The following is a 20,593-nucleotide window of genomic DNA, read 5'->3' on the forward strand; positions in this document are numbered from 1 at the left end:
CCGCCCGTCGTCGCGTCGGGGCGGCGCCGGTGCGCCCGACCGCACCGCACGCGAGCCGCACCGGCACCTCGCCGGCGCGGCTCGCGCGGTCAGGCGGTGACGGGAGCCGACGTCCCGCGCGCGGGCACGGCGTCCTCCTCCGCGGCGACGTCGGCCTCGACCGGCAGCCCGTCCGCGAGAGCCCACGCCTCCTCGGTCACCGTCCGCGGCCAGACGAGCGCGGCGACGACGTACGCGAGCAGGGACGCCACCGCGCCGTAGAACGTCGGCCAGCCGTCGAACGAGGCGTCGACGAGCGCGTTCGGCACGTGCAGCACGTCGTTGGGGACGCCGTACATCGTCGGCGTCAGGACGAACAGCGTGATGCGCACCGTGAGCCCGACGACGAGCGCCGCGACCGCCGCCCGCGTGCCGCCGCGCTTCCAGAACATCCCGAGCAGGAACGGCACCACGAGCCCCGCGAGCATGAGGTCGAAGGCGAGCGTGAGCAGGATCCCGGTCTGCGCGACCTGCAGCGCGACGAGCACGCCCGCGACGACGACCGGGACCATCGCGACCCGGGTCCAGCGCAGCAGCGGGTCCGGCCCGGCGTCGACCACGCGGCGGACGCCGAGGACGTTGCGCACGGCGACCGCGGAGGTCGCGAGGATCGCGCCGGACGCGGTCGAGAACGACGCGGCCACGATGCCGGAGAGCACGAGGATGGTCAGGCCGGTCGGCGCGTGGTCGTCGAGCAGCTGGAAGAGCACCGGGCCGTCGTCCATCGACAGGCCGAGCACCGACGCGGCGCTCAGCGCGACGAGCGCGTACGCGACGCCGACGACGGCCGTCCCCGCGGCGCCCGTGAGGCACGCGCGGCGCGCCACGTCGGGGTTCTTCGCCGCGAAGATCCGCTGCATGAAGTCGATCGCGACGATGTCGCCGATGCCGAGCGAGACGAGCGTCGCCCAGTTGATCGGCGCACCCTGGTCGGTCGACGAGAGCTGGCCGAGGTCGAACGGGCCCATGCCCTCGGCGATCTCGAAGCCGATGGTCGCGCCGACCCACCACAGCAGCGCGACGGTCGCGACCACGGTGATCGCGATCTGGATCGCGGCGGTGTACGCGTCGGAGAACATGCCGCCGCCGACCGTGTAGACGAGCACGAGCGCGACGGCGAGGAGCACCCCGAGGGTGTAGTCGAGCCCGAGGAACCGCTCGAGCAGGTACCCGCACGCGACGAGGTTCCCGGCCATGAGGATCGCGAACGCGAAGATCATCAGCACCGAGGACGCGACCTCGACCCCGCGCCCGTACCGGAGCCGGTAGAAGTCCGCCAGCGTGAACAGGCCCATGCGGTTCATCGGCCGGGCCAGGAAGAGCCCGGTCAGGAGCAGGCAGATCGCGAGGCCCAGGGCGAGCGACGCCCCGGACCAGAAGCCGAACGAGGCGGTGAGGTCGGTGTTGCCGACCGTGGCGTTGGAGTCGACGGCGGCGGCCATGAGCGACGCGGCGACCAGCGGTGTGCCGAGGCGGCGGCCGGCGACGAGGTAGTTCGCGCTGTCGCCGTCGACCTTGCGGGCGACGACGATCCCGACGAGGACGACTGCGAGGACGCTGAGGCCGACACCGGCGATGATCATGGGTCCTCCGGGGGACGTGTGCCTGTCAAGTGACAGGAACATTGACCACCCGGGCCGTGTCGGCGGTGCTGCCGCCACGAAACAAGCGTGTTAACGCCGCCGGCGGTCCGCGGCGCGGGCCCCACGGCGGCTGCACCTAGCATGGCGACCGTGGCACCCGCACCCGCACCGGCCAAGGGCCGTCCCCGCGTCGGCGTCTCGGCCCACCCCGACCTCCCCGCGCCCGAGCAGATCCTGCGCGCGGCCGCCCGGCTCTTCGTCGACTGCGGCTACGACGCGACGTCGACCCGCGCGATCGCCGCCGCCGTGGGGATCCGCCAGGCGTCGCTGTACTACCACTTCGCGAGCAAGGCGGACATCCTCGCGGAGCTCCTGAGCCGGACGGTCGCGCCGTCGCTCGACGCCGCGGAGCGCCTGCTCGCGGACGACCGCGACCCGGCGGTGCGGCTGCACGCGCTCGTGACGGTCGACTGCCGGCTGCTGCTCGACGCGCCGGCCAACGTCGGCGCGCTGTACCTGCTGCCCGAGGTGCGGGCCGAGCGCTTCGCCGACTTCCGGGCGCAGCGTACCCGCCTGCGCGACGCGTACGGGACCCTCGTCGAGCAGGCGGCGGCACCGGGCGCGGCGCTGGGGCCGCTCGACGTGCTCACCGACGTCGTCTTCGGGCTGGTCGAGAGCGTGATCGGCGTGCGCGGGCGCGAGGCCGGCGGCGGCGGGCCGGGCGGCACGGTCGGCACCGACCACGCGCGCGCCGTCCCGGACAGCGAGGCGCTGGTCACGACGGTCGCCCGCTCGGTGCTGCGGGTGCTCGGCTGGGGCGAGGACGGGCTCGCCCGCATCGAGCGCGCGTCGGGAGACCGCACGCCGGCCTGACGGCGGCCGCCGCGAGGGTTTACGCCCCGGACACACGGCGGTGACCGCGCGGGAACGCGCGCCTCGCAGTGTGTTCCTGTCACTCGACAGGAACCACCGGGAGGGCCGCCATGACGGCATCCAGCACGTCCACGACCGCAGGGGCGCGGGAGCACGCCCGCGCCCAGGAGGCTGCCGCCGCCGGTGCGGTGCGCACCCGCCCGGTCCTGCCCGCGAGCGCCTGGCTGACGCCGCCGGACGGCGTCGGGCCCGAGGACCTCGTGTGGGCCGAGACGGTCGCGGGCGGGGGCTACACCCACCTGTCGGTCGCGCGGGGGACGCACGTGCGGCTCACCGACCTCGACGGGGACGCCTGCGCGCACGTGCTCGCGTACGACGCCGCGCAGCCGTGGGAGCGCCTCAACGTCGCCGACACCGTCAAGGTCCAGTGGCAGGTGTACCTGACCGCCGGGCACCTGCTGCTCTCGGACCAGGGCCGGGCGCTCGCGAGCGTGGTCGAGGACACCTCCGGCCACCACGACACGCTGTTCGGCACCAGCACCCGGGCGCGCAACGAGGCCCGGTACGGCGACGGCGCGGCGCACGGACCCTCCCCCGCGGGACGCGAGCTGTTCGCGCTCGCCGCCGCCAAGCACGGGCTCACGCGGCGGGACCTGCCACCGAGTCTCTCGTTCTTCCAGGGCGTGCGGGTCGACGAGCACGGCGCCCCGCACCACCACGGCTCGGCCGGGGCCGGCGCGCACGTGACGCTCGTGGCCGAGGTCCCGCTGATCCTCCTGGTCGCGAACACCGCCCACCCGCTCGACGCGCGCGAGCGCTTCACGTGCACGCCGCTCGAGGTCCTGGCATGGCGCGGCGAGCCGACCGCGCCGGCCGACCCCCGCTGGGACGCCACCCCCGAGGGGCGCCGTGCGCTGACCAACGCCGCCGCGTCCCTCGCCACCCGCACCGCCCGTCCGACGGCAGGAGCAGCCCGATGACCACGACCGAGACCCACGCTCAGCCGTCCGGCGGACCGGCGCGCATCGCGCCGCTCCCCGGCGCGAACCTCCCGCCCGCCGCCGTCGGCGCCGTCGTGCTCGACGCCGTCGTCCCGGCGCGCGCGCCCTGGTCCGCGGTCGTACGGCGCGGCCAGCTGCTGACGATCGTGGACCTCGGCGGCAACCAGGCGGTCGACTTCCTCGCGTTCGACGCCCACGACACGTCGCTGCGGTACAGCGCGCCCGACACCATCCAGGCGCAGTCCTCGGTCTTCCTCACGACGGGGAGCGTGCTGCGGGACTGCGAGCACGCGCCGATGATGACGCTCGTCGCGGACGACTGCGGGCGCCACGACACGCTCGGTGGCGCGTGCTCGAAGGAGTCGAACACGCTGCGCTACGGCCACCACACCGCGAGCCAGCACGCGTGCGTCGAGAACTTCCTGGCCGAGGGCGGCCGCCACGGCCTGGGCAAGCGCGACCTCGTCTCGAACATCAACTGGTACATGAACGTGCCGGTCGACCCGGACGGCGCGCTCGGCATCGTCGACGGCATCTCGGCGCCGGGCCTGAGCCTGACGCTCCGCGCCGAGAAGGACGTCCTCGTCGTCGTCTCCAACTGCCCCCAGGTCAACAACCCGTGCAACGGCTTCGACCCGACGCCCGTCCGGATGGTCGTCACGGACCCGCGCCAGGACCCGGGCGCGGACCCGGCGCCCGGGCCGCACGCGACCCGCCCGGACGCCGCGGGCCCGCTCCCGACCGACCCGAGCGAGGGCTGAGCCATGACGTTCGACACGCTGCTCGTCGCGAACCGCGGCGAGATCGCCGTCCGCATCCTGCGCACCGCGCGCGAGCTCGGCCTGCGCACGGTCGCGGTGTACTCCGAGGCCGACGCGGGCGCGGCGCACACGCACCTCGCCGACGAGGCGGTGCTGCTCGGGCCGGCGCCGGCCGCGCACAGCTACCTGCGCGCCGACCGGATCGTCGAGGCCGCCCTCGCGACCGGCGCGGGCGCGATCCACCCCGGCTACGGCTTCCTCTCGGAGAACGCGGGCTTCGCGCGCGCCGCCGAGGACGCCGGGATCGCGTTCGTGGGCCCCCGCCCCGAGCACCTGGAGCTCTTCGGGTCGAAGCACACCGCGCGCGACGCGGCCCGCGCGGTCGGCGTCCCGATGCTCGCGGGGACGGGCCTGCTCGCGACGCTCGACGAGGCGCTCGCCGCCGCGGAGACGATCGGGTGGCCGGTCATGCTCAAGGCGACGGCGGGCGGCGGCGGGATCGGCATGCGCGCGTGCCACGGGCCCGACGAGCTGGCGGGCGCCTGGGAGGCGGTGCGTCGCGTCGCGGGTGCGAGCTTCGGGACCGCCGGGGTCTTCCTCGAGCGGCTCATCACCGCGGCCCGGCACGTCGAGGTGCAGGCGTTCGGCGACGGGCTGGGCACGGTCGTGACGCTCGGCGACCGGGACTGCTCCCTGCAGCGCCGCAACCAGAAGGTCTGCGAGGAGGCACCCGCCCCGGCGCTGCCGGACCACGTCCGCAGCACGATCGCCACGGCGGCACGGGACCTGTGCGCGTCGGTCGCGTACCGCTCGGCCGGCACGGTCGAGTACGTGTACGACGCCGAGCGCGAGGAGGTCGCGTTCCTCGAGGTCAACACCCGCCTCCAGGTCGAGCACCCGGTCACCGAGGCGGTCTACGGGGTCGACCTCGTCGCGTGGATGCTCCGGCTCGCGCAGGGCGACACGTCCGTGGTCGAGACCCCGCTCGTCGCGCGCGGGCACGCCGTCGAGGCGCGGGTCTACGCCGAGAACCCCGACCACGACCACCTGCCCAGCGCCGGGACGGTGACGTGCGTGCGGACGCCACCGGGCGTGCGGGTCGACACGTGGGTCGAGGCCGGCAGCGAGGTCAGCACGCACTACGACCCCCTGCTCGCCAAGGTCGTCGTCGCGGGCGGGGACCGGGCGTCCGCGTGGGCCGCGCTCGGCGACGCGCTCGCGGAGACCCGGGTCGAGGGGGTCGCCACGAACGTCGGGCTGCTGCGCTCGATCGCGCGCGACGGCGACATGCTCGCCGCGACGCACACGACCGCGACGCTCGCGCACGTGCGCGACGAGTCACCGCGGGTCGAGGTGCTGCGCGCCGGGATGCTCACGACCGTGCAGGACTGGCCGGGGCGCACCGGGTACTGGCACGTCGGCATCCCGCCGTCGGGCCCGATGGACGACCTGTCCTTCCGGCTCGGCAACCGTGCGCTCGGCAACCCCGAGGGTGCGCCGGGGCTCGAGTGCACGATGACGGGCCCGTCGCTGCGGTTCGCGACCCCGGCGACGGTGCTCGTGGCGGGCGCACCGACGCCCGTGACGCTGGACGGCGAGCCCGTCCCGCAGTGGGAGCCCGTCGAGGTCCCCGCAGGCGGCGTGCTCGACGTGGGCACCGCGAGCGCCGGCATGCGGGCGTACGTGCTCGTCAGCGGCGGGCTCGACGTCCCGCACGTGCTCGGCTCGGCGGCCACGTTCGACCTCGGGGAGATCGGGGGCGCGACGGGCCGACCGCTGCGGCCCGGCGACCTGCTCGCCCTCCGGACCGCGGACGCCGCGGCGCCCGCACCCGCCGGCGTCCCGCAAGACGGGCGCCCGGCGTTCGGCGACACGTGGCGGATAGGCGCGCTCGAGGGCCCGCACGCGGCGCCGGAGTTCTTCACGCCCGAGGACGTGACGGAGTTCTACGCCGCGCGCTGGTCGGTGCACTTCAACTCGGCGCGCACCGGGGTCCGTCTCGTCGGCCCCAAGCCGACATGGGCTCGGCCCGACGGCGGCGAGGCGGGGCTGCACCCGTCGAACATCCACGACACCCCGTACGCGGTCGGCGCGGTCGACTACACGGGCGACGTCCCGATCCTGCTGGGCCCCGACGGCCCGAGCCTCGGCGGCTTCACGTGCCCCGCGACGGTCGCCGTCGGTCAGCTCTGGAAGCTCGGGCAGCTCCGGCCCGGCGACACCGTGGAGTTCGTGCCCGTCGACGAGCCGCAGGCCGAGGCCCTGCGGCAGGCGCCGCTGACGCTGCCGGTGCCGTCCCGCCCCGCGCACCACGACGGCGGCGTGCTCGGGCGGCTCGACGCGTCGACCGACCGCCCGGCGGTGACGTACCGGCGCTCGGGCGACGACAACCTGCTCATCGAGTACGGCCCGATGCAGCTCGACCTCGCGACGCGCCTGCGGGTGCACGCGCTCGCCGAGCGCATCGCCGCCGACGGCCGCGCGGGCGTCGTCGACCTCACGCCCGGGATCCGCTCGCTCCAGGTCCACCTCGACCCCGACGTGCTGCCGCTGCGCACGATGCTCGACCTCGTGCAGGAGGCCGAGGACGGGCTGCCCCCGACGAGCGACCTCGTCGTGCCGTCCCGCACCGTGCACCTCCCGCTCAGCTGGGACGACCCGGCGACCCGCGAGGCGACCGAGCGCTACATGGCGGGCGTGCGCGACGACGCCCCGTGGTGCCCGTGGAACATCGAGTTCATCCGCCGGATCAACGGCCTGGGCTCGGTCGACGACGTGCACCGCACCGTGTTCGACGCGGAGTACCTCGTGCTCGGGCTCGGCGACGTCTACCTCGGCGCGCCCGTCGCGACACCGCTCGACCCGCGGCACCGGCTCGTCACCACGAAGTACAACCCGGCGCGGACCTGGACCCCGCAGAACGCCGTGGGGATCGGCGGCGCCTACCTGTGCATCTACGGCATGGAGGGGCCGGGCGGCTACCAGTTCGTCGGGCGCACCGTGCAGGTCTGGGACACGCACCGCCAGCGCGGGCCGTTCGAGCCCGGCACGCCGTGGCTGCTGCGCTTCTTCGACCGGATCCGGTGGTTCCCGGTCGAGGCCGACGAGCTGCTCGACATGCGCGCCGACATGGCCGCCGGGCGGCTCGACGTGCGGATCGACGAGGACGAGTTCGTGCTCGCGGACCACGAGCGCTTCCTGCGGGACGAGGCCGGCTCGATCGCGGAGTTCCAGGCGCGGCAGTCGGCGGCGTTCGCGGACGAGCGAGCCGCGTGGGAGGCCGCCGGGGAGTTCGACCCGCGGCCCGAGCCGGCGCTCGCCGTCGCCCCGCCCGCGGCCGCGCTGCCGGCCGGGTGCGCGAGCGTCGACGCGCCGTTCGTCGGCACGGTGTTCCGGGTCGACGTCACGCCGGGCGACCGCGTCGAGGCCGGCCAGGTGCTGCTCGCGCTCGAGGCCATGAAGATGGAGGCCCCCGTCACGGCGCTCACCGCGGGGGTCGTCGTCGACGTCGCCGTGGCCCCCGGCGACCAGGTCGGCCCGGGCCAGGCGCTCGTGGTCGTCCGCGAGGAGGTGGCGGCCTGACCCGGCGGACGGCGCGGGTATTCCCCGGCGGCGACGTGAGGATCCGCACGCGACCGGCAGCCGAACATCCCCAGCGGCTCCTGCGCGCGTGTGGTCGAATCGGACCATGCCCATGAACGCCCTGATCCGCACCGCCGCAGTCGCCACCACGCTCGCCCTCTCCCTCGCCGCGTGCTCGGCCGCGGAGCCGGAGGCCGGCTCCGGGTCGAGCCCCGCGACCGGCGGCGGCGACGACTCGCTGCAGCGGGTCCTCGACTCCGGGACGCTCACCGTCGGCACCGAGGGCACCTACCGGCCCTTCTCGTTCCACGAGGGCGGCTCGGGCGAGCTCACCGGGTTCGACGTCGAGGTCGCCCGCGCCGTCGGCGAGGAGCTCGGCGTCGAGGTCGAGTTCGAGGAGACGCAGTGGGACGCGATCTTCGCGGGCCTCGAGGCGGGGCGGTTCGACGTCATCGCGAACCAGGTCTCCATCACCCCCGACCGCGAGGAGTCCTACACCTTCTCGACGCCGTACACGGTCTCGACGGGCGTGATCGTGGTGCCCGAGGGCGACACCGAGATCACCTCGTTCGCGGACCTCGCGGGCAAGCGGACCGCGCAGTCGCTCACGAGCAACTGGCACGAGCTCGCGGAGGAGTCGGGCGCGACGATCGAGGCCGTCGAGGGGTGGGCGCAGGCCGCCGCCCTCGTCCAGCAGGGCCGGGTCGACGCGACGATCAACGACAAGCTCACGTTCCTCGACGCCCAGCAGGAGGGCGGGGCCGACGGCCTCGAGATCGCGGTCGAGACCGAGGAGTCCTCGCAGAGCGCGTTCGCGCTCCCCAAGGGCGCCGACGCGCTCAAGCAGCGCATCGACGAGGCGCTCGCCGCGCTCGCGGAGGACGGGACGCTCGCCGAGATCTCCGAGACGTACTTCGGCGAGGACGTGACGCGCTGACGACGCCGCCCGGACCCGACGCGGGGCGCGCGCCGTGAACGAGACGTGGGAGCTGTTCGCGTCGTCGCTGTGGCCCATCGCGTCCGGGGCGATCACCGGCACGATCCCGCTCGCGATCGTGTCGTTCGTGATCGGGCTCGCGCTCGCGCTGGTCCTGGCCCTCATGCGGCTGTCCCGGCACGCCTGGGCCGCCGGGACCGCCCGCGCGTACATCTCCCTGGTCCGCGGGACCCCGCTGCTCGTCCAGCTCTTCCTCGTCTTCTACGGGCTGCCGTCGGTCGGCGTCGTGATCGACCCGTGGCCCAGCGCGATCGCCGCGTTCTCGATCAACGTGGGTGGCTACGCGGCCGAGGTCATCCGCGCCGCCATCCTCTCCGTGCCCAAGGGGCAGTGGGAGGCGGCGTACATGATCGGCATGTCGCGACGGCTCGCGCTGCGCCGGATCATCCTGCCGCAGGCCGCGCGCGTGTCCGTGCCGCCGCTCTCGAACACGTTCATCAGCCTGGTCAAGGACACCTCGCTCGCGTCGGTCATCCTCGTGACCGAGCTGTTCCGCAACGCGCAGGAGATCGCGGCGTTCAGCGGGGAGTTCATGCTCGTGTACCTCGAGGCGGCGCTCGTGTACTGGGTCATCTGCCTCGCCCTGTCCGCAGGGCAGACGCGGATCGAGACGCGATTGGACCGCTATGTCGCCCACTGACGGCGCCACCGCCGCCGCCTCGTCCGGGGTCGGCGAGCCGCTGCTGACCGTGCGCGGCCTGCGCAAGAGCTTCGGGGACAACCCGGTGCTCCGGTCGGTCGACCTCACCGTCGAGCGCGGACGCGTGCTCGCGCTCATCGGCCCGTCGGGCTCGGGCAAGACGACCGCGCTGCGCTGCCTCAACGGCCTCGAGACCGCCGACGCCGGCACCATCACCGTGGGCGACGACGTCCGGCTCGACTTCGCCAGCGCACCCTCGCCGCGGTCGCTCGCGACGCTGCGTGACTGCTCGGCGATGGTGTTCCAGCACTACAACCTCTTCCCGCACAAGACGGTCCTCGAGAACGTGCTCGAGGGGCCGGTCGTCGTGCAGCGGCGCCCGGTCGCCGACGTGACCCGCGAGGCGCTCGGGCTGCTCGAGCGGGTCGGGCTCGCCGAGAAGCGCGACGCCTACCCGTTCGAGCTCTCGGGCGGGCAGCAGCAGCGCGTGGGCATCGTCCGCGCGCTGGCCCTGCGCCCGCGCCTCCTGCTGTTCGACGAGCCGACGTCCGCGCTCGACCCGGAGCTCGTCGGCGACGTGCTCGGGCTCATCAAGGAGCTCGCGCTCGAGGGCTGGACCATGGTCATCGTCACGCACGAGCTCCAGTTCGCCCGCGAGGTCGCGCACGAGGTCGCGTTCGTCGACGGCGGCACGATCGTCGAGCACGGCGACCCGGCGCAGGTGCTGCGGGCGCCGCAGCACGAGCGCACGCAGCAGTTCCTGCGCCGGCTGCTGCACCCGTTCTGAGGCGGCGCGCGTGGAGCTCCGGGACGTCGCGCACGAGCTGTACGGGCTCGCCCCCGCCGACTTCACGGCGGCCCGGAACGCGCGCGCCAAGGAGGCCCGGGCCGCGAAGGACCGGGCGCTCGCGACCCGGCTGGCGGCGCTCCCCCGGCCCAGCGCCGCCGCCTGGGCCGTCAACCTGCTCGTGCGCCGCGACCCCGGGCTCGTCGACCAGCTCCTGTCGATGGGCGCCGCGCTGCGGGAGGCCCAGGCGTCGCTGTCCGGCGCCGACCTGCGCGACCTGAACCGCCAGCAGCACCAGCTGCTCGTCGAGGTGCGCCGGCGCGCCGAGGCCGCGGCGCGCGACGCGGGCCACCCGCTGAGCCCGACGATCGCGCAGAACGTGCACGCGACCCTGCACGCCGCGATGGCCGACCCGGACGCCGCCGAGGCGGTGCGCTCCGGGCTGCTCGTCGCCGACCTGCAGAGCACCGGCTTCGGGCCGGTCGACGTCGACGGGGCGGTCGCGCCGGTCGACGCGACCGCGGACGGGGAGGACGCCGAGCCGGCCGCACCGACCCGCCGCCGGGCGCGTCCGGACGTCGACGAGCTCGAGGTCGCACGTCAGCGGCGGGCGGCGGCCGGGCGTGCGCCCGGACGGTCGCGCGGGCGCGCCCCCACGGCGTCGACGGACCGTGCTCGACGCGGCGGCGCGACGGGCGAGGACGACCCCGGGGCCGGCGCCGAGGCACAGGACGGCGGGGCGCGTGACGCCGGGTCGCGCGATCGTGCGACCCGGGACCGGGACGAGGCCGGGCGCGCCGACCGGGAACAGGCCGAGCAGGAGCGGGCCGCGCAGGAGCAGGCCGAGCGGGAGCGGGCGGAAGCCGAGAGGGCTGCAGCCGAGCGCGAGCGCGCCGAGCGGGCCGAACGCGAACGGGCGGAGCGGGAGCGCGCCGCCGCCGAGCGTGCGGCGGAGCGCGAGCGCGCGGCGGCGGAGCGGCGCCGCCGAGCGGAGGTCGGCCGGCGCCTCGCGCGCGCGGAGAAGGAGCTCGCCGCCGCCGAGCGCAGCCTCGCCGCCGCCGACGAGACCGTCGAGGACGTCGAGGGACGTCACGAGCAGACGGTCCGTGAGATCGCCGAGGCGGAGCAGCGGCTCGCCCGGCTGCGGGCCCGGCGGACCGAGCTCGACGCGCAGCTCGGGACCGCGCGCGCGGCGGCCGACGACGCCGCGGCGACGCGCGACGACGCGCAGAGCGAGGTCGACCGGCTCCGCGACGAGCTCGACGAGCCGTCGGCGGACTGACCCGCCCGCCGAGCGCGCGTCGGTCGGCTCCTCGCCGGCGCCGTCAGCCCGGCTGCGGCGTGATCTCGGGGGTGTCGGGGACGTCGGGCGGCACCACGTTGGGGCCGGCCTCCGCCGGCCGCGGCCGGTCCTGGCGGTGCAGCCGGACCGCCACGAGCGCGACGTCGTCCCCGGGTCGTGAGGGCAGCATGCGGTGCATGACCTCGTCGCACAGCTCGTCGAGGCCGAGCCCGAGCGCCGCGACCTCCTCGAGCGTGTCGCGCAGGAGCGTCATGCCCTCCTTGAGCCCCCGGTCCCGCCGTTCGACGAGCCCGTCGGTGTAGAGCAGGACGGTCGAGCCGCGGTCGAGCGCGACCTCCGACTCCGTGCGCCGGGAGTCCGGCTGCACGCCCAGGAGCATGTCGGGACCGAGGCCGGAGAGCGCGAGGACGGTCCCGTCGGGGTTGACGACCATCGGCGGCGGGTGCCCCGCGTTCGACCAGCGCAGGTGCGTGACGCCGCGGGCGCGCTCGTCGTCGGTCTGCTCGATGCGCGCGACCACCGCGGTCGCGAGCGTCTCGACCTGGAGCGTGCGCAGCGCCCGGTCCACCTTCGTGACGAGCTCGCCCGGACCCGCGCCCGTCGCGACCGCGATGCCGCGCAGGATCGAGCGGACCTGGCCCATGGACGCGGCGGCGGTGATGTCGTGCCCGACGATGTCGCCGATCACGAGGACCGTCGCGCCGTCCGGCTGCAGGAACGCGTCGTACCAGTCGCCGCCGACCTTCGCGGCCTCCGCAGCGGGCTCGTAGCGCACGACGATCTGCACGTGGTCCGGCTCGGGCGGCGCCGTGAGCAGCGAGCGCTGGAGCTCCTCCGCGACCTGTCGCTGACGGCGGTAGAGCCGCGCGTTGTCGAGCGCGAGCCCGGCCCGGCCCGCGACCTCGACGGCCGTCGCCAGGTCCTCGGCGCCGATCTGCCCGCGGGCGGCACCGTTGAAGAGGGTGACCGCCCCCACCGTCCGCCCGCGCCCGCGCAGCGGCAGGATCGTGGCGCTCTCCGGCGCGAGCCGCCCGACGAGGTCGTGGGCCTCCCCGGCTGCCAGCACCCCGCGCACGGCCTCCGTCGCCCCGTGCGGGACGTCGACGACCTCGCCGGTGGCCAGCGCCCGCAGGAGGAAGGAGGAGTCCGCGAGCGCCGAGAGCCGCACCTCGGAGTACCGCGCCGCGAGCGCCCGGGCCTGCGGGTCGACGTGCCACGACCCGACGTCGCGCAGGCGCCGGCGCGGTCCGCGCGACTCGTCGTCCTCGACGAGCGTCACGACGCACCAGTCCCCGAGGGCGGGCACGACGAGCTGGGCGAGCCGTGCGACGGCCTCCTCGGCGTCGAGGGTCTCGGCGAGGCTCGACGTGACCGACGCGGTGAGCGCCGCCCGGACGACCGCGTTCTCGGCGGTCGCCTGCGCGCGCCGGCGCGCGGTGATGTCGAGGAAGTAGACGGCCAGCCCGTCGGGCCCCGGCCACGCCCGCACCTCGTACCAGGCGTCGAGCGGCGCGGGGTAGTACGCGTCGAACACCACGGCCTCGCCGGTCGTGACGGCCCCTCGGTAGCTGCGCTCGAAGTCCGACCCGACGGCCGCCGGGAACAGCTCCCAGAGGTCGCCGCCGAGCAGCTCGTCGCGTGTGCGCCCGAGGAGGCGCTCGGCCTCGGCGTTGACGTAGGTGAAGCGCCAGTCGAGCCCCACGGAGAAGAACGCCGTCGGGATGGCCTCGAGGATGCGCGCGACGCGCGCCTCGCCGTCGTGACGCGCCGTGGCGTCGTAGCCGGCGCCGAGCACGCGCACGGCGGTCCCGTCGGGGCCCGGCAGGACCCGCCCGCGGGCGACGACCCAGCGCGTGTCCCCGTCGTCGAGCACGACCCGGTACTGCATCTCGAAGTCGCTGCACGCCGCGATCGCCTCGTCGAGCAGGCTCTCGACGGTGGCCAGGTCGTGCGGGTGCACGCGCGCCTGGAAGCTCTGGAACGTGTGGTCGAACGAGCTCTCGTCGTGGCCGAAGAGCTCGAGCATCCGGGCGTCCCACCGGATCCGGCCCGTGCGCAGGTCCCAGTCGTAGGTCCCGATGCCGGCCGCCTCGATCGCGAGCTCGCCGAGCAGGAGCGCCGGGTCGGGGACCACCTCGTGCCCGTCGTCCGCACGCGCACCCGGGCTGACCATCCGACCTCCTGCATGTGCGCCGGACGGTGGACCCGCAGCGTGAGGGACCATCATTCCCCACGAACGCGCGTGCTCGGTCGCGCTGTGCGGGACGTCACCCGGTCGGGACGTCCCGCCCCGCGTCCGGCGGCACCTGCCGGTGTCCCGTGTCGGCGACGAGCCGGTCGAACGCCTCGCCCGCGAGGGCGTCGGTGCGTGCGACGACGCGGGCGAGCATCTTCCGGCGGGCGAGACCGCGCTGGCCGGAAGCGATCGTCAGCGCCTGGTCGATGCGGTCGGCACCGCGGCGCCACTCCGCGACCTGCTCGAGGAGCGCCGCGTCGTCCGGCGCCTGCGCGGCGCACTCGTCGGCGAGCCGGCGGACCGTGGCGAGCGTGGCCCGCACGCGCGCCTCGGGTGAGCGCTGCTGCTGCGCGGCGGCGAGGCGCGCGCGCCCGACCTCGAGGGTGCGCTGCGCCGCCGCGGGCAGCTCGGGGGCTGACGCAGGAACTCGTCGACGGCGCGCCACGTCTGGACGACGCGGGGCCACTGCTCCGCGACCGCCCGCCACGCCGATCCGGCGAGCTCCGTCCGTCCTGCCATCCGTGTCTCCCCTCGCTCGACCGCCGGCCGGGGCACGTGGCCCGACGCGTCGGTCCCAGGGTGCTCGCAACGGGGCGCACCTGCACCCGCAGCGTCACGACCCGCGGGCGGGCGCTGACGTGCGACGCGCGGGGCGTGCGGCGTTCACGGGCACGGCCGACGAGGTCGTACGCTTTGTCGCAAGTGCCCGGTCGACGAGGACGGGGCAGCTCGGAGGGGGACCCTCATGCACGACACGCATCCCTACACGATGTTCGCCGGCGCGGGCGAGAACCCGGCCGCCGGTGGTCGCCGGCTGGTCGCCTCGGTCGTGCTCGTGGCCGCCGTCTTCCTGGCCGGTCCGGCGGCGCTCGACCTGGTGGCCGGGCTCACCGGACGCTAGGCCCGGCGCCCCACGCGCCGAGCGGACCGGCGGCCCGGGGGCCGCGTCGGTCCCGGCTGGAGACCGACGCCCAGCACCCCTGCTGCTGCAGCGCGCGTCGCCGTGGACGCACGCCGCTCGACCCGGCCGGTCAGCTGAGGCCGGCCGCCCGCGCCCAGGCGACGGCCTCGGCACGCGTCGAGACGCCGATCTTGCGGTACGCGCTGCGCACCTGGGACTTCACGGTGTTGCGCGAGACCCACAGCCGGGCCGCGATCTCCTCGAGCGTGACGTCCTCCGAGAGCTCGGCCAGGACGACGCGCTCGCGCCGGGTCAGCGGCTCGGCGAGGGGGGTGATCAGGGTGCGCGTGGCCTCGATCGTGCTCATGGTGGTCCTCCGGGGGTGGCACGACCCGGTCCGTCGGGTCGTGCTCGAGCGTCTGTCACCCGATGAGAGGCACCACCGTCACCGCTATGACGCGGTTTCGTGAACTTCTTCTCACCTGTTCGTGAGCGAGTCCACGCACCCGTCCGGGGGCGGTCCGCGGCGTCGCCGCCGACCGCCCCCGGACGTGCGTCCGGTCAGCCGACCGCGGCGACCGCGAGGTCCGGGTGGTCGCTGAAGAGACCGTCCATGCCGGCGTCGACGAACGCCCGGATCTCGCCGGCGAGGTCGCCGTACGCGTTCGGGTCGGCGCTGCTGCGCAGGTCCGCGGGCAGGAACTGGTTCTCCGCACGGAAGGTCCACCCGTGCACCACGAGGTGTGCGCGGTGCGCGTCGGCGATCACGCGGGTCGGCTCACCGAGGGTCCCGTCGGCCGCGCGCGGGATCATCACGTCCTTGCAGAGGCCGACGCCGTCCGCGTAGCGCGCGACGTCGCGGAGCCCGGCGCGGGTCACGAGGTCGGCGTACGTGCGGGGGTCACCCGCAGCGACGAGGTCGTACGGCGCTCCGGAGCAGCTCACGAGCTGCGCGAGCCGCACGCCGGTCATCCGGTCGAGGTCCCGGAGGTTGCCCGTCTCGAAGCTCTGCACGATGACCGGCGCCTTGCGCCCGTCGAGCCGCGCCGCCTTCAGCTCCGCGACGAGCGGCTCCTCGAGGGACAGCCCGATCGAGTCGAAGTACGTCGGGTGCTTGGTCTCCGGGTAGACGCCGACCTGCTGGCCGTCGCACGTGACGGAGCGGCGGGCGAGGTCGAGGACCTCGTCGAGCGTCGGGATCTCGTAGAGGCCGTCGAACGCCGTGTTCGCCGGGCGGGTCGCCGGGATGCGCTCCTTGGCGCGCAGCGTCCGGAGCTCGGCGAGCGTGAAGTCCTCGGTGAACCAGCCGGTGAGGGCGACCCCGTCGATGGTCTTCGTGACGCGACGGTCCGCGAACTCCGCGCGGGTCGCGACGTCGGTCGTCCCGCCGATCTCGTTCTCGTGCCGCGCGACGAGCACCCCGTCCTTGGTCGAGACGAGGTCGGGCTCGATGTAGTCCGCGCACTGCAGGATCGCGGTCTCGTAGGCGGCGAGCGTGTGCTCGGGCCGGTAGCCCGAGGCGCCGCGGTGCCCGACGACGGTGATCTCGCCCGGGCGCTCCGCGCGCGTCTTCCGCAGCTCGACGAGTGCGACCTCGGTGTCGTCCGGCGTGCCCGGCACGCGCGCGGCGTTGCCCGGGTAGTTGTTGTCGTTGGCGATCAGGAGCCGCCCGTCCGCGAGGCGCACGACCGTCTCGAACGACTGCACCGGGAACGCGAACGGGTCGCCCGTGCCGTAGCCGTCGCCGGCGCCGATGCCGTCGGGGTTCGCGATCTTCAGCGCGTCGAGCACGAGGGTCTTCTCGAGGTAGCCGTCGCGCTCGCGGTGCCGCAGGTCGATCCCGTACACGCGCTTCGTGACCGACGCGGGCCCGTCGAAGTTGTCCCGCTCGACGACCAGCAGCTCGTGCCGGCTGGTCATGAACGCGTCGCCGACGACGTTCGCGGCGCGGTCCGTCTGGTACGCCCACGTGCGGCCCGTGTACTCCCCCGTCCGGGTGTCGAGCTGGTAGACCGTCCGGCGGCGCTGGTCGGGGTCGTCGACGAACGCGCCCTCGGTGATCGGGTAGAGGTACTTCCCGTCGGGCGAGCCGGCGAGCGCCTCGAAGCCGTTGCTCGCGCGGAGCCGGGGGGTCTCGCCCGGCGTCAGGTACGGGTTCTGCGGCGACTTCGCGTCCGGCAGCGGGACGGGCGGGGCGAGCAGCGCACCGTCGGCGTCGACGTGCAGCACGAACGGGCCGAACTCCTCGCCGATCCAGAACGTCCCGTCGGGGGCCCGCACGATGGACTCGACGTCGAAGTCGGCCCCCGTGAGCAGCCGCTCGGGAGTCGCGTCGTTGACGATCGGGAAGTCGACGTGGTGGTCGGGGTCGCTCAGCGAGAGGTGCTCGCCGAGCTCGAGCGCGCCCGGGCCGCCGTCGGCGGTCTGCCACTGCGGCGTGACGCGGTAGACGCGGAGCAGGAAGTCGGCGGAGTTCGCCTTGGTGCCGAAGCCGTTGTCGGGCAGCGCCCAGAAGGTGCCGTCGCCGGCGTCGACCATCCCCGAGAAGCCGGGGACGACCTGTCCCGGGAACGGGCCCTGGCGACCGTTCGCGGGGGTCGCGAGCGCCCCGGAGGGCGGCCCCTCGGTGAGCGTGTCGGCCGAGAGCGTCGCGCGCGCGACGAGCGTCGGGGTCGTGGTCGTGCGGCGGTCGCCGCGTCCGGCGTCCGCCGCCCCGCTGGACGAGGTCGCGGTGGACGACTCGTCCGCGGGCGCCGCCGTGGTGCTCGCGGTCGCGGCCGCCGCAGGGGCGAGCAGGGTCGCCGCGAGCGTGAGGGACAGGGGCACGGCGAGGAGAGGGAGGGCTGCTCTGCGTCTCATGCTCCGATCGAACTGCCGGTCGCCGACGCACGCCACAACTCCGGGCGTGGCACGGGTGACCATCGGGTGAATCGGCACCTTCGGGCAGCCGAGGTACGAGCACCGGGCAGCCGCGGTCGTCAGCGCGGGGCGCCGTCCCCACCCAGCGCCGCGAGCTGCGCGTCGAGGTCGAAGACGCACTCGAGCACGACGAAACCCTCGTCGGGCGGCCCGTCGGACCCGAACAGCTCGGCCATCTGCGCCTGCCACCGCGCGTTGACCTCGCGCGCCGCCATCGCCTCCCGCGCCGCGTCGAAGTCGTCCACGTCGACCACGCCCACGAGCAGCCCGTCCGGCGCGAGGTGCAGCGTGTAGTCGCGCCACCCCGTCTCGCGCAGCGCCTCGAGCATCTCCGGCCACACCTCCGCGTGCCGTGCGCGGTAGACGTCGATCCGGTCGGGACGGATGCGGGACAGGAAGCAGACGCGGGCCATGGGACCTCCGGTGCGGACGGCCGCGCGGGCGGCGCGGGCGGGTGCGTGCGGGCGCGGACGGCCCGCACCAGGAGGATGCCTCCCCCGGCACCGCGCCGCCACGCACGAGCGGCGGGCACCCGGTGACCGGGTGCCCGCCGCTCGTGGAGGCGGACGGAGCCGCGCGGCGCCTGCTACGACGCGCGCGTCACGTCCACCTGCGCGCAGCGCGGGTCCGCGACGGTGACCGGGTGCACGCTCCCCACGAGCGTCACCCGCCCCTCGAGCACGCGGTCCTCGCACGAGCGGCCCACCCAGACGTCCACGGCCCCGGGCTCGACGACGCGGCGCAGGCTGCGGTCGCTGAATGCGAGCCGTGTCGTCGGCACGGCGAGGTGCACCGTGGCCTGCTCCCCCGGCGCGAGCTCGACGCGCGCGTACGCGAGGAGCTGCGCGACGGGCCGCGTGACCGAGCCGACGACGTCGTGCCCGTACAGCTGGACGACCTCGGCTCCCGCGCGGTCGCCGTCGTTGCGCACGTCGACCGCCACGTGGATCGTGCCGTCCGTGGGCACCTCGGAGTCGCGCAGCACGAGGCCCGGGTAGGAGAACGTCGTGTACGCCAGGCCGTGGCCGAACGGCAGCACCGGCGCGGTGGCGACGCTGCTCACCGACGACGCACCGCCGAGCGGCGGGTGGAGGTAGGAGTACGGCTGCGTCCCCGCCGAGTTCGGCAGGCTCACGGGCAGCCGGCCCGAGGGGTTGACCCGGCCGGACAGGACGCCCGCGATCGCGGCGGCGCCCTCCTCGCCCGGGAAGAAGGCCTGCACCACGGCCGCACAGCCCTCGACCGCCCACCCGATCGCGTACGGGCGCCCGGTGAGCAGCACGAGCACGACGGGCGTCCCCGTCGCGACGACGGCCTCGACGAGCTCGCGCTGGACGCCGGGCAGCTCGAGGCTGTCCCGGTCGCACCCCTCGCCGACCGTCCCGCGCCCGAACAGGCCCGCCTGGTCGCCGACGACGACGACCGCGACGTCGGCCAGGCCCGCGGCGGACACCGCGTCCGCGATGCCGTCGCGCACCTCGTCGTCGACCTCGCACCCGCGCGCGTACGTGACCTCGGCACCCGTGAGCTCGCCGCGCAGCGCGTCGAGGACCGTCGCGACGTCGATGCCGAGCTCGGTCCCCGGGTGCTGGGGCAGCACGTGGTTGACGAACGAGTAGCAGCCGAAGAGCGCCTCGGGGCGGTGCGCGTTCGGGCCGACCACGGCCACGCGGGCCGGACCGCGCAGCGGCAGCACCCCGTCGTTGGCGAGCAGCACGACCGACTCCTCGGCCAGCCGCGCCGCGAGCGCCCGGTGCTCGGCGGGGTCGAGGTCGACGCCGCCATCCCGGGGATCCGCGCTGAAGTCGGCGTCGAGCAGCCCGAGCTCCTCCTTCTGCGTCAGCACCCGCAGGACGGCGAGGTCCACGAGGCCCGAGGAGACGTCGCCGCACTCGACGGCCATCGCGAGCGGCTCGAGGAACGCGTTGCCCGTGGGGAGCTCGATGTCCACGCCCGCCTCGAGCGCCTGGCGCGCGGCGTCCGCGAGGTCGCCGGCGACGGCGTGCAGCGTGTGCAGGAACGCGACACCGAAGTAGTCGGCGACGACCGTGCCGTCGAAGCCCCACTGCTCCCGCAGCAGCTCCGTGAGCAGGGTGCGGTCGGCCGCGGCGGGGACGCCGTCGACCTCCGCGTACGAGTGCATGACCGAGCGGGCACCGCCGTCGAGCACCGCCATCTCGAACGGCGGGAGCAGCAGGTCCGCGAGCTCGCGCGGCCCGGCGTGGACCGGCGCGAGGTTGCGTCCGGCCCGCGACGCCGAGTACCCGACGAAGTGCTTGAGCGTCGCGACGATCCCCGCGCTCTGCAGCCCGCGCACGTACGCGGTGCCGATCGTGGCGACGACGTACGGGTCCTCGCTGATGCACTCGTCGACCCTGCCCCAGCGGGGGTCCTGGATGACGTCGAGCACGGGCGCGAGGCCCTGGTGCACCCCGAGGTCCGCCATGCTCGCGCCGATCGCCGCGCCCATGCGCTCGACGAGGTCGGCGTCGAAGCTCGCGCCCCACGCGAGCGGCGTCGGGAACGTCGTGGCCTTCCACGCCGCGAGCCCCGTGAGGCACTCCTCGTGCGCGATCGCCGGGATGCCGAGGCGGGTGTTCGCGACGAGCCAGCGCTGGGCGTCCCGCAGCGCGCGCCGACCGGCCTCGGGCTCGACGGGACGCGTCCCGAAGATGCGCGTCAGGTGGCCGAGGCCGTCCCCCGCGAACTCCTCGAACGGCGGCGCCTGCTCCCCGAGCATCGCGTCCTGCAGCGGGGCGACGACCTCACCGTCCGCGCCGGCGCCGACCCACAGGCCGACGAGCTGCGCGAGCTTCTCCCGCAGCGTCATCTGCTGCTGGAGGGCGACGACCCGGTCGCTCCAGGGGCCGTCGGAGGTGGTGTCCGGGCGCGCGACGCCCAGGTCGATGTCTGTCACGGTTCGTGTCCTCACTGGAGGAGCGCCCGGCGGCGGACGCACGCCGGGCGGCGG

General features: G+C 75.3%; 16 protein-coding genes. 9 read left to right on the forward strand and 7 right to left on the reverse strand.

Translation table 11 applies throughout. The features are described 5' to 3' along the window. Positions 1-89: 89 nt before the first annotated feature. Positions 90-1,622 carry a sodium:solute symporter family protein gene (locus NXY84_RS12120; RefSeq protein WP_258723345.1) on the reverse strand — a complete coding sequence of 511 codons (1,533 nt, stop codon included), beginning with the start codon at positions 1,620-1,622 and terminating at the stop codon, positions 90-92. Positions 1,623-1,772: 150 nt separating this feature from the next. Between NXY84_RS12120 and NXY84_RS21755 the strand changes: the two genes are divergently transcribed. The 8 genes from NXY84_RS21755 (at position 1,773) to NXY84_RS12160 (ending at position 11,545) form a co-directional block, all read left to right on the forward strand. Beyond that, a complete protein-coding gene (locus NXY84_RS21755; RefSeq protein WP_309484990.1) occupies positions 1,773-2,495 on the forward strand; it encodes a TetR/AcrR family transcriptional regulator in 723 nt (240 codons plus the stop codon). A gap of 110 nt (positions 2,496-2,605) precedes the next feature. Then, on the forward strand, positions 2,606-3,475 hold the full coding sequence (locus NXY84_RS12130; RefSeq protein WP_258723346.1) for an urea amidolyase associated protein UAAP1: 870 nt from the start codon (positions 2,606-2,608) through the stop codon (positions 3,473-3,475). Then, positions 3,472-4,257: an urea amidolyase associated protein UAAP2 gene (locus NXY84_RS12135; RefSeq protein WP_258723347.1), complete on the forward strand. Its 786-nt coding sequence runs from the start codon at positions 3,472-3,474 to the stop codon at positions 4,255-4,257. Before NXY84_RS12130 ends, NXY84_RS12135 begins: the two co-directional genes overlap by 4 nt. Before the next feature lie 3 nt (positions 4,258-4,260). Beyond that, entirely contained in the window at positions 4,261-7,839 is a 3,579-nt protein-coding gene (gene uca, locus NXY84_RS12140) for an urea carboxylase (protein WP_258723348.1), read from the forward strand. Between the two features lie 106 nt (positions 7,840-7,945). Beyond that, complete coding sequence (locus NXY84_RS12145) at positions 7,946-8,776, forward strand: amino acid ABC transporter substrate-binding protein (protein WP_258723349.1); 831 nt, start codon at positions 7,946-7,948, stop codon at positions 8,774-8,776. Between the two features lie 34 nt (positions 8,777-8,810). After that, positions 8,811-9,476, forward strand: a complete 666-nt coding sequence (locus tag NXY84_RS12150; protein ID WP_258723350.1) for an amino acid ABC transporter permease — start codon at positions 8,811-8,813, stop codon at positions 9,474-9,476. After that, the gene (locus tag NXY84_RS12155) at positions 9,463-10,263 is read left to right on the forward strand and encodes an amino acid ABC transporter ATP-binding protein (RefSeq protein ID WP_309484991.1); all 801 of its coding nucleotides are present in this window, start codon (positions 9,463-9,465) and stop codon (positions 10,261-10,263) included. Before NXY84_RS12150 ends, NXY84_RS12155 begins: the two co-directional genes overlap by 14 nt. 10 nt (positions 10,264-10,273) lie before the next feature. Continuing rightward, entirely contained in the window at positions 10,274-11,545 is a 1,272-nt protein-coding gene (locus NXY84_RS12160) for a hypothetical protein (protein WP_258723351.1), read from the forward strand. 43 nt (positions 11,546-11,588) lie between these two features. Here the strand turns inward: NXY84_RS12160 and NXY84_RS12165 are convergent, their stop codons facing one another. Both NXY84_RS12165 and NXY84_RS12170 read right to left on the reverse strand, forming a co-directional pair. Then, entirely contained in the window at positions 11,589-13,739 is a 2,151-nt protein-coding gene (locus tag NXY84_RS12165; RefSeq protein ID WP_258723352.1) for a SpoIIE family protein phosphatase, read from the reverse strand. Between the two features lie 94 nt (positions 13,740-13,833). Beyond that, the gene (locus NXY84_RS12170) at positions 13,834-14,247 is read right to left on the reverse strand and encodes a hypothetical protein (RefSeq protein ID WP_258723353.1); all 414 of its coding nucleotides are present in this window, start codon (positions 14,245-14,247) and stop codon (positions 13,834-13,836) included. A 300-nt stretch (positions 14,248-14,547) separates the two neighbouring features. Here NXY84_RS12170 and NXY84_RS12175 point away from each other — a divergent pair, with 300 nt between their 5' ends. Then, the gene (locus NXY84_RS12175) at positions 14,548-14,703 is read left to right on the forward strand and encodes a hypothetical protein (protein WP_258723354.1); all 156 of its coding nucleotides are present in this window, start codon (positions 14,548-14,550) and stop codon (positions 14,701-14,703) included. A 130-nt stretch (positions 14,704-14,833) separates the two neighbouring features. Here NXY84_RS12175 and NXY84_RS12180 read toward each other — a convergent pair whose 3' ends face one another. The 4 genes from NXY84_RS12180 to NXY84_RS12195 all read right to left on the reverse strand — a co-directional run bounded on the left by NXY84_RS12180 (position 14,834) and on the right by NXY84_RS12195 (position 20,539). Further along, positions 14,834-15,070 (reverse strand): helix-turn-helix domain-containing protein, encoded by a 237-nt coding sequence (locus tag NXY84_RS12180; protein WP_034629589.1) that lies wholly within the window; start codon positions 15,068-15,070, stop codon positions 14,834-14,836. Between the two features lie 194 nt (positions 15,071-15,264). Next, positions 15,265-17,562, reverse strand: a complete 2,298-nt coding sequence (locus NXY84_RS12185) for an esterase-like activity of phytase family protein (protein ID WP_258723355.1) — start codon at positions 17,560-17,562, stop codon at positions 15,265-15,267. 119 nt (positions 17,563-17,681) lie between these two features. Continuing rightward, positions 17,682-18,035, reverse strand: coding sequence for an L-rhamnose mutarotase (locus NXY84_RS12190; RefSeq protein WP_258723356.1), 354 nt, complete (start codon positions 18,033-18,035; stop codon positions 17,682-17,684). Positions 18,036-18,208: 173 nt separating this feature from the next. Beyond that, positions 18,209-20,539 carry a glycoside hydrolase family 3 N-terminal domain-containing protein gene (locus tag NXY84_RS12195; RefSeq protein ID WP_396126211.1) on the reverse strand — a complete coding sequence of 777 codons (2,331 nt, stop codon included), beginning with the start codon at positions 20,537-20,539 and terminating at the stop codon, positions 18,209-18,211. Positions 20,540-20,593: the final 54 nt, after the last annotated feature.

Origin of the sequence: Cellulomonas sp. NS3 (genome assembly GCF_024757985.1) — a bacterium.
Classification (GTDB): domain Bacteria; phylum Actinomycetota; class Actinomycetes; order Actinomycetales; family Cellulomonadaceae; genus Cellulomonas_A.

What these genes read in the sequence shown, in the direction of transcription:
- NXY84_RS12155 (WP_309484991.1), top strand. Translation starts at nt 9,463, where the DNA reads ATGTCGCCCACTGACGGCGCCACCGCCGCCGCCTCGTCCGGGGTCGGC.
- NXY84_RS12120 (WP_258723345.1), bottom strand. Translation starts at nt 1,622, where the DNA reads ATGATCATCGCCGGTGTCGGCCTCAGCGTCCTCGCAGTCGTCCTCGTC.
- NXY84_RS12175 (WP_258723354.1), top strand. Translation starts at nt 14,548, where the DNA reads ATGCACGACACGCATCCCTACACGATGTTCGCCGGCGCGGGCGAGAAC.
- NXY84_RS12145 (WP_258723349.1), top strand. Translation starts at nt 7,946, where the DNA reads ATGCCCATGAACGCCCTGATCCGCACCGCCGCAGTCGCCACCACGCTC.
- NXY84_RS12185 (WP_258723355.1), bottom strand. Translation starts at nt 17,562, where the DNA reads ATGAGACGCAGAGCAGCCCTCCCTCTCCTCGCCGTGCCCCTGTCCCTC.
- NXY84_RS12165 (WP_258723352.1), bottom strand. Translation starts at nt 13,739, where the DNA reads ATGGTCAGCCCGGGTGCGCGTGCGGACGACGGGCACGAGGTGGTCCCC.
- NXY84_RS12190 (WP_258723356.1), bottom strand. Translation starts at nt 18,035, where the DNA reads ATGGCCCGCGTCTGCTTCCTGTCCCGCATCCGTCCCGACCGGATCGAC.
- NXY84_RS12180 (WP_034629589.1), bottom strand. Translation starts at nt 15,070, where the DNA reads ATGAGCACGATCGAGGCCACGCGCACCCTGATCACCCCCCTCGCCGAG.
- NXY84_RS12135 (WP_258723347.1), top strand. Translation starts at nt 3,472, where the DNA reads ATGACCACGACCGAGACCCACGCTCAGCCGTCCGGCGGACCGGCGCGC.
- uca (WP_258723348.1), top strand. Translation starts at nt 4,261, where the DNA reads ATGACGTTCGACACGCTGCTCGTCGCGAACCGCGGCGAGATCGCCGTC.
- NXY84_RS12130 (WP_258723346.1), top strand. Translation starts at nt 2,606, where the DNA reads ATGACGGCATCCAGCACGTCCACGACCGCAGGGGCGCGGGAGCACGCC.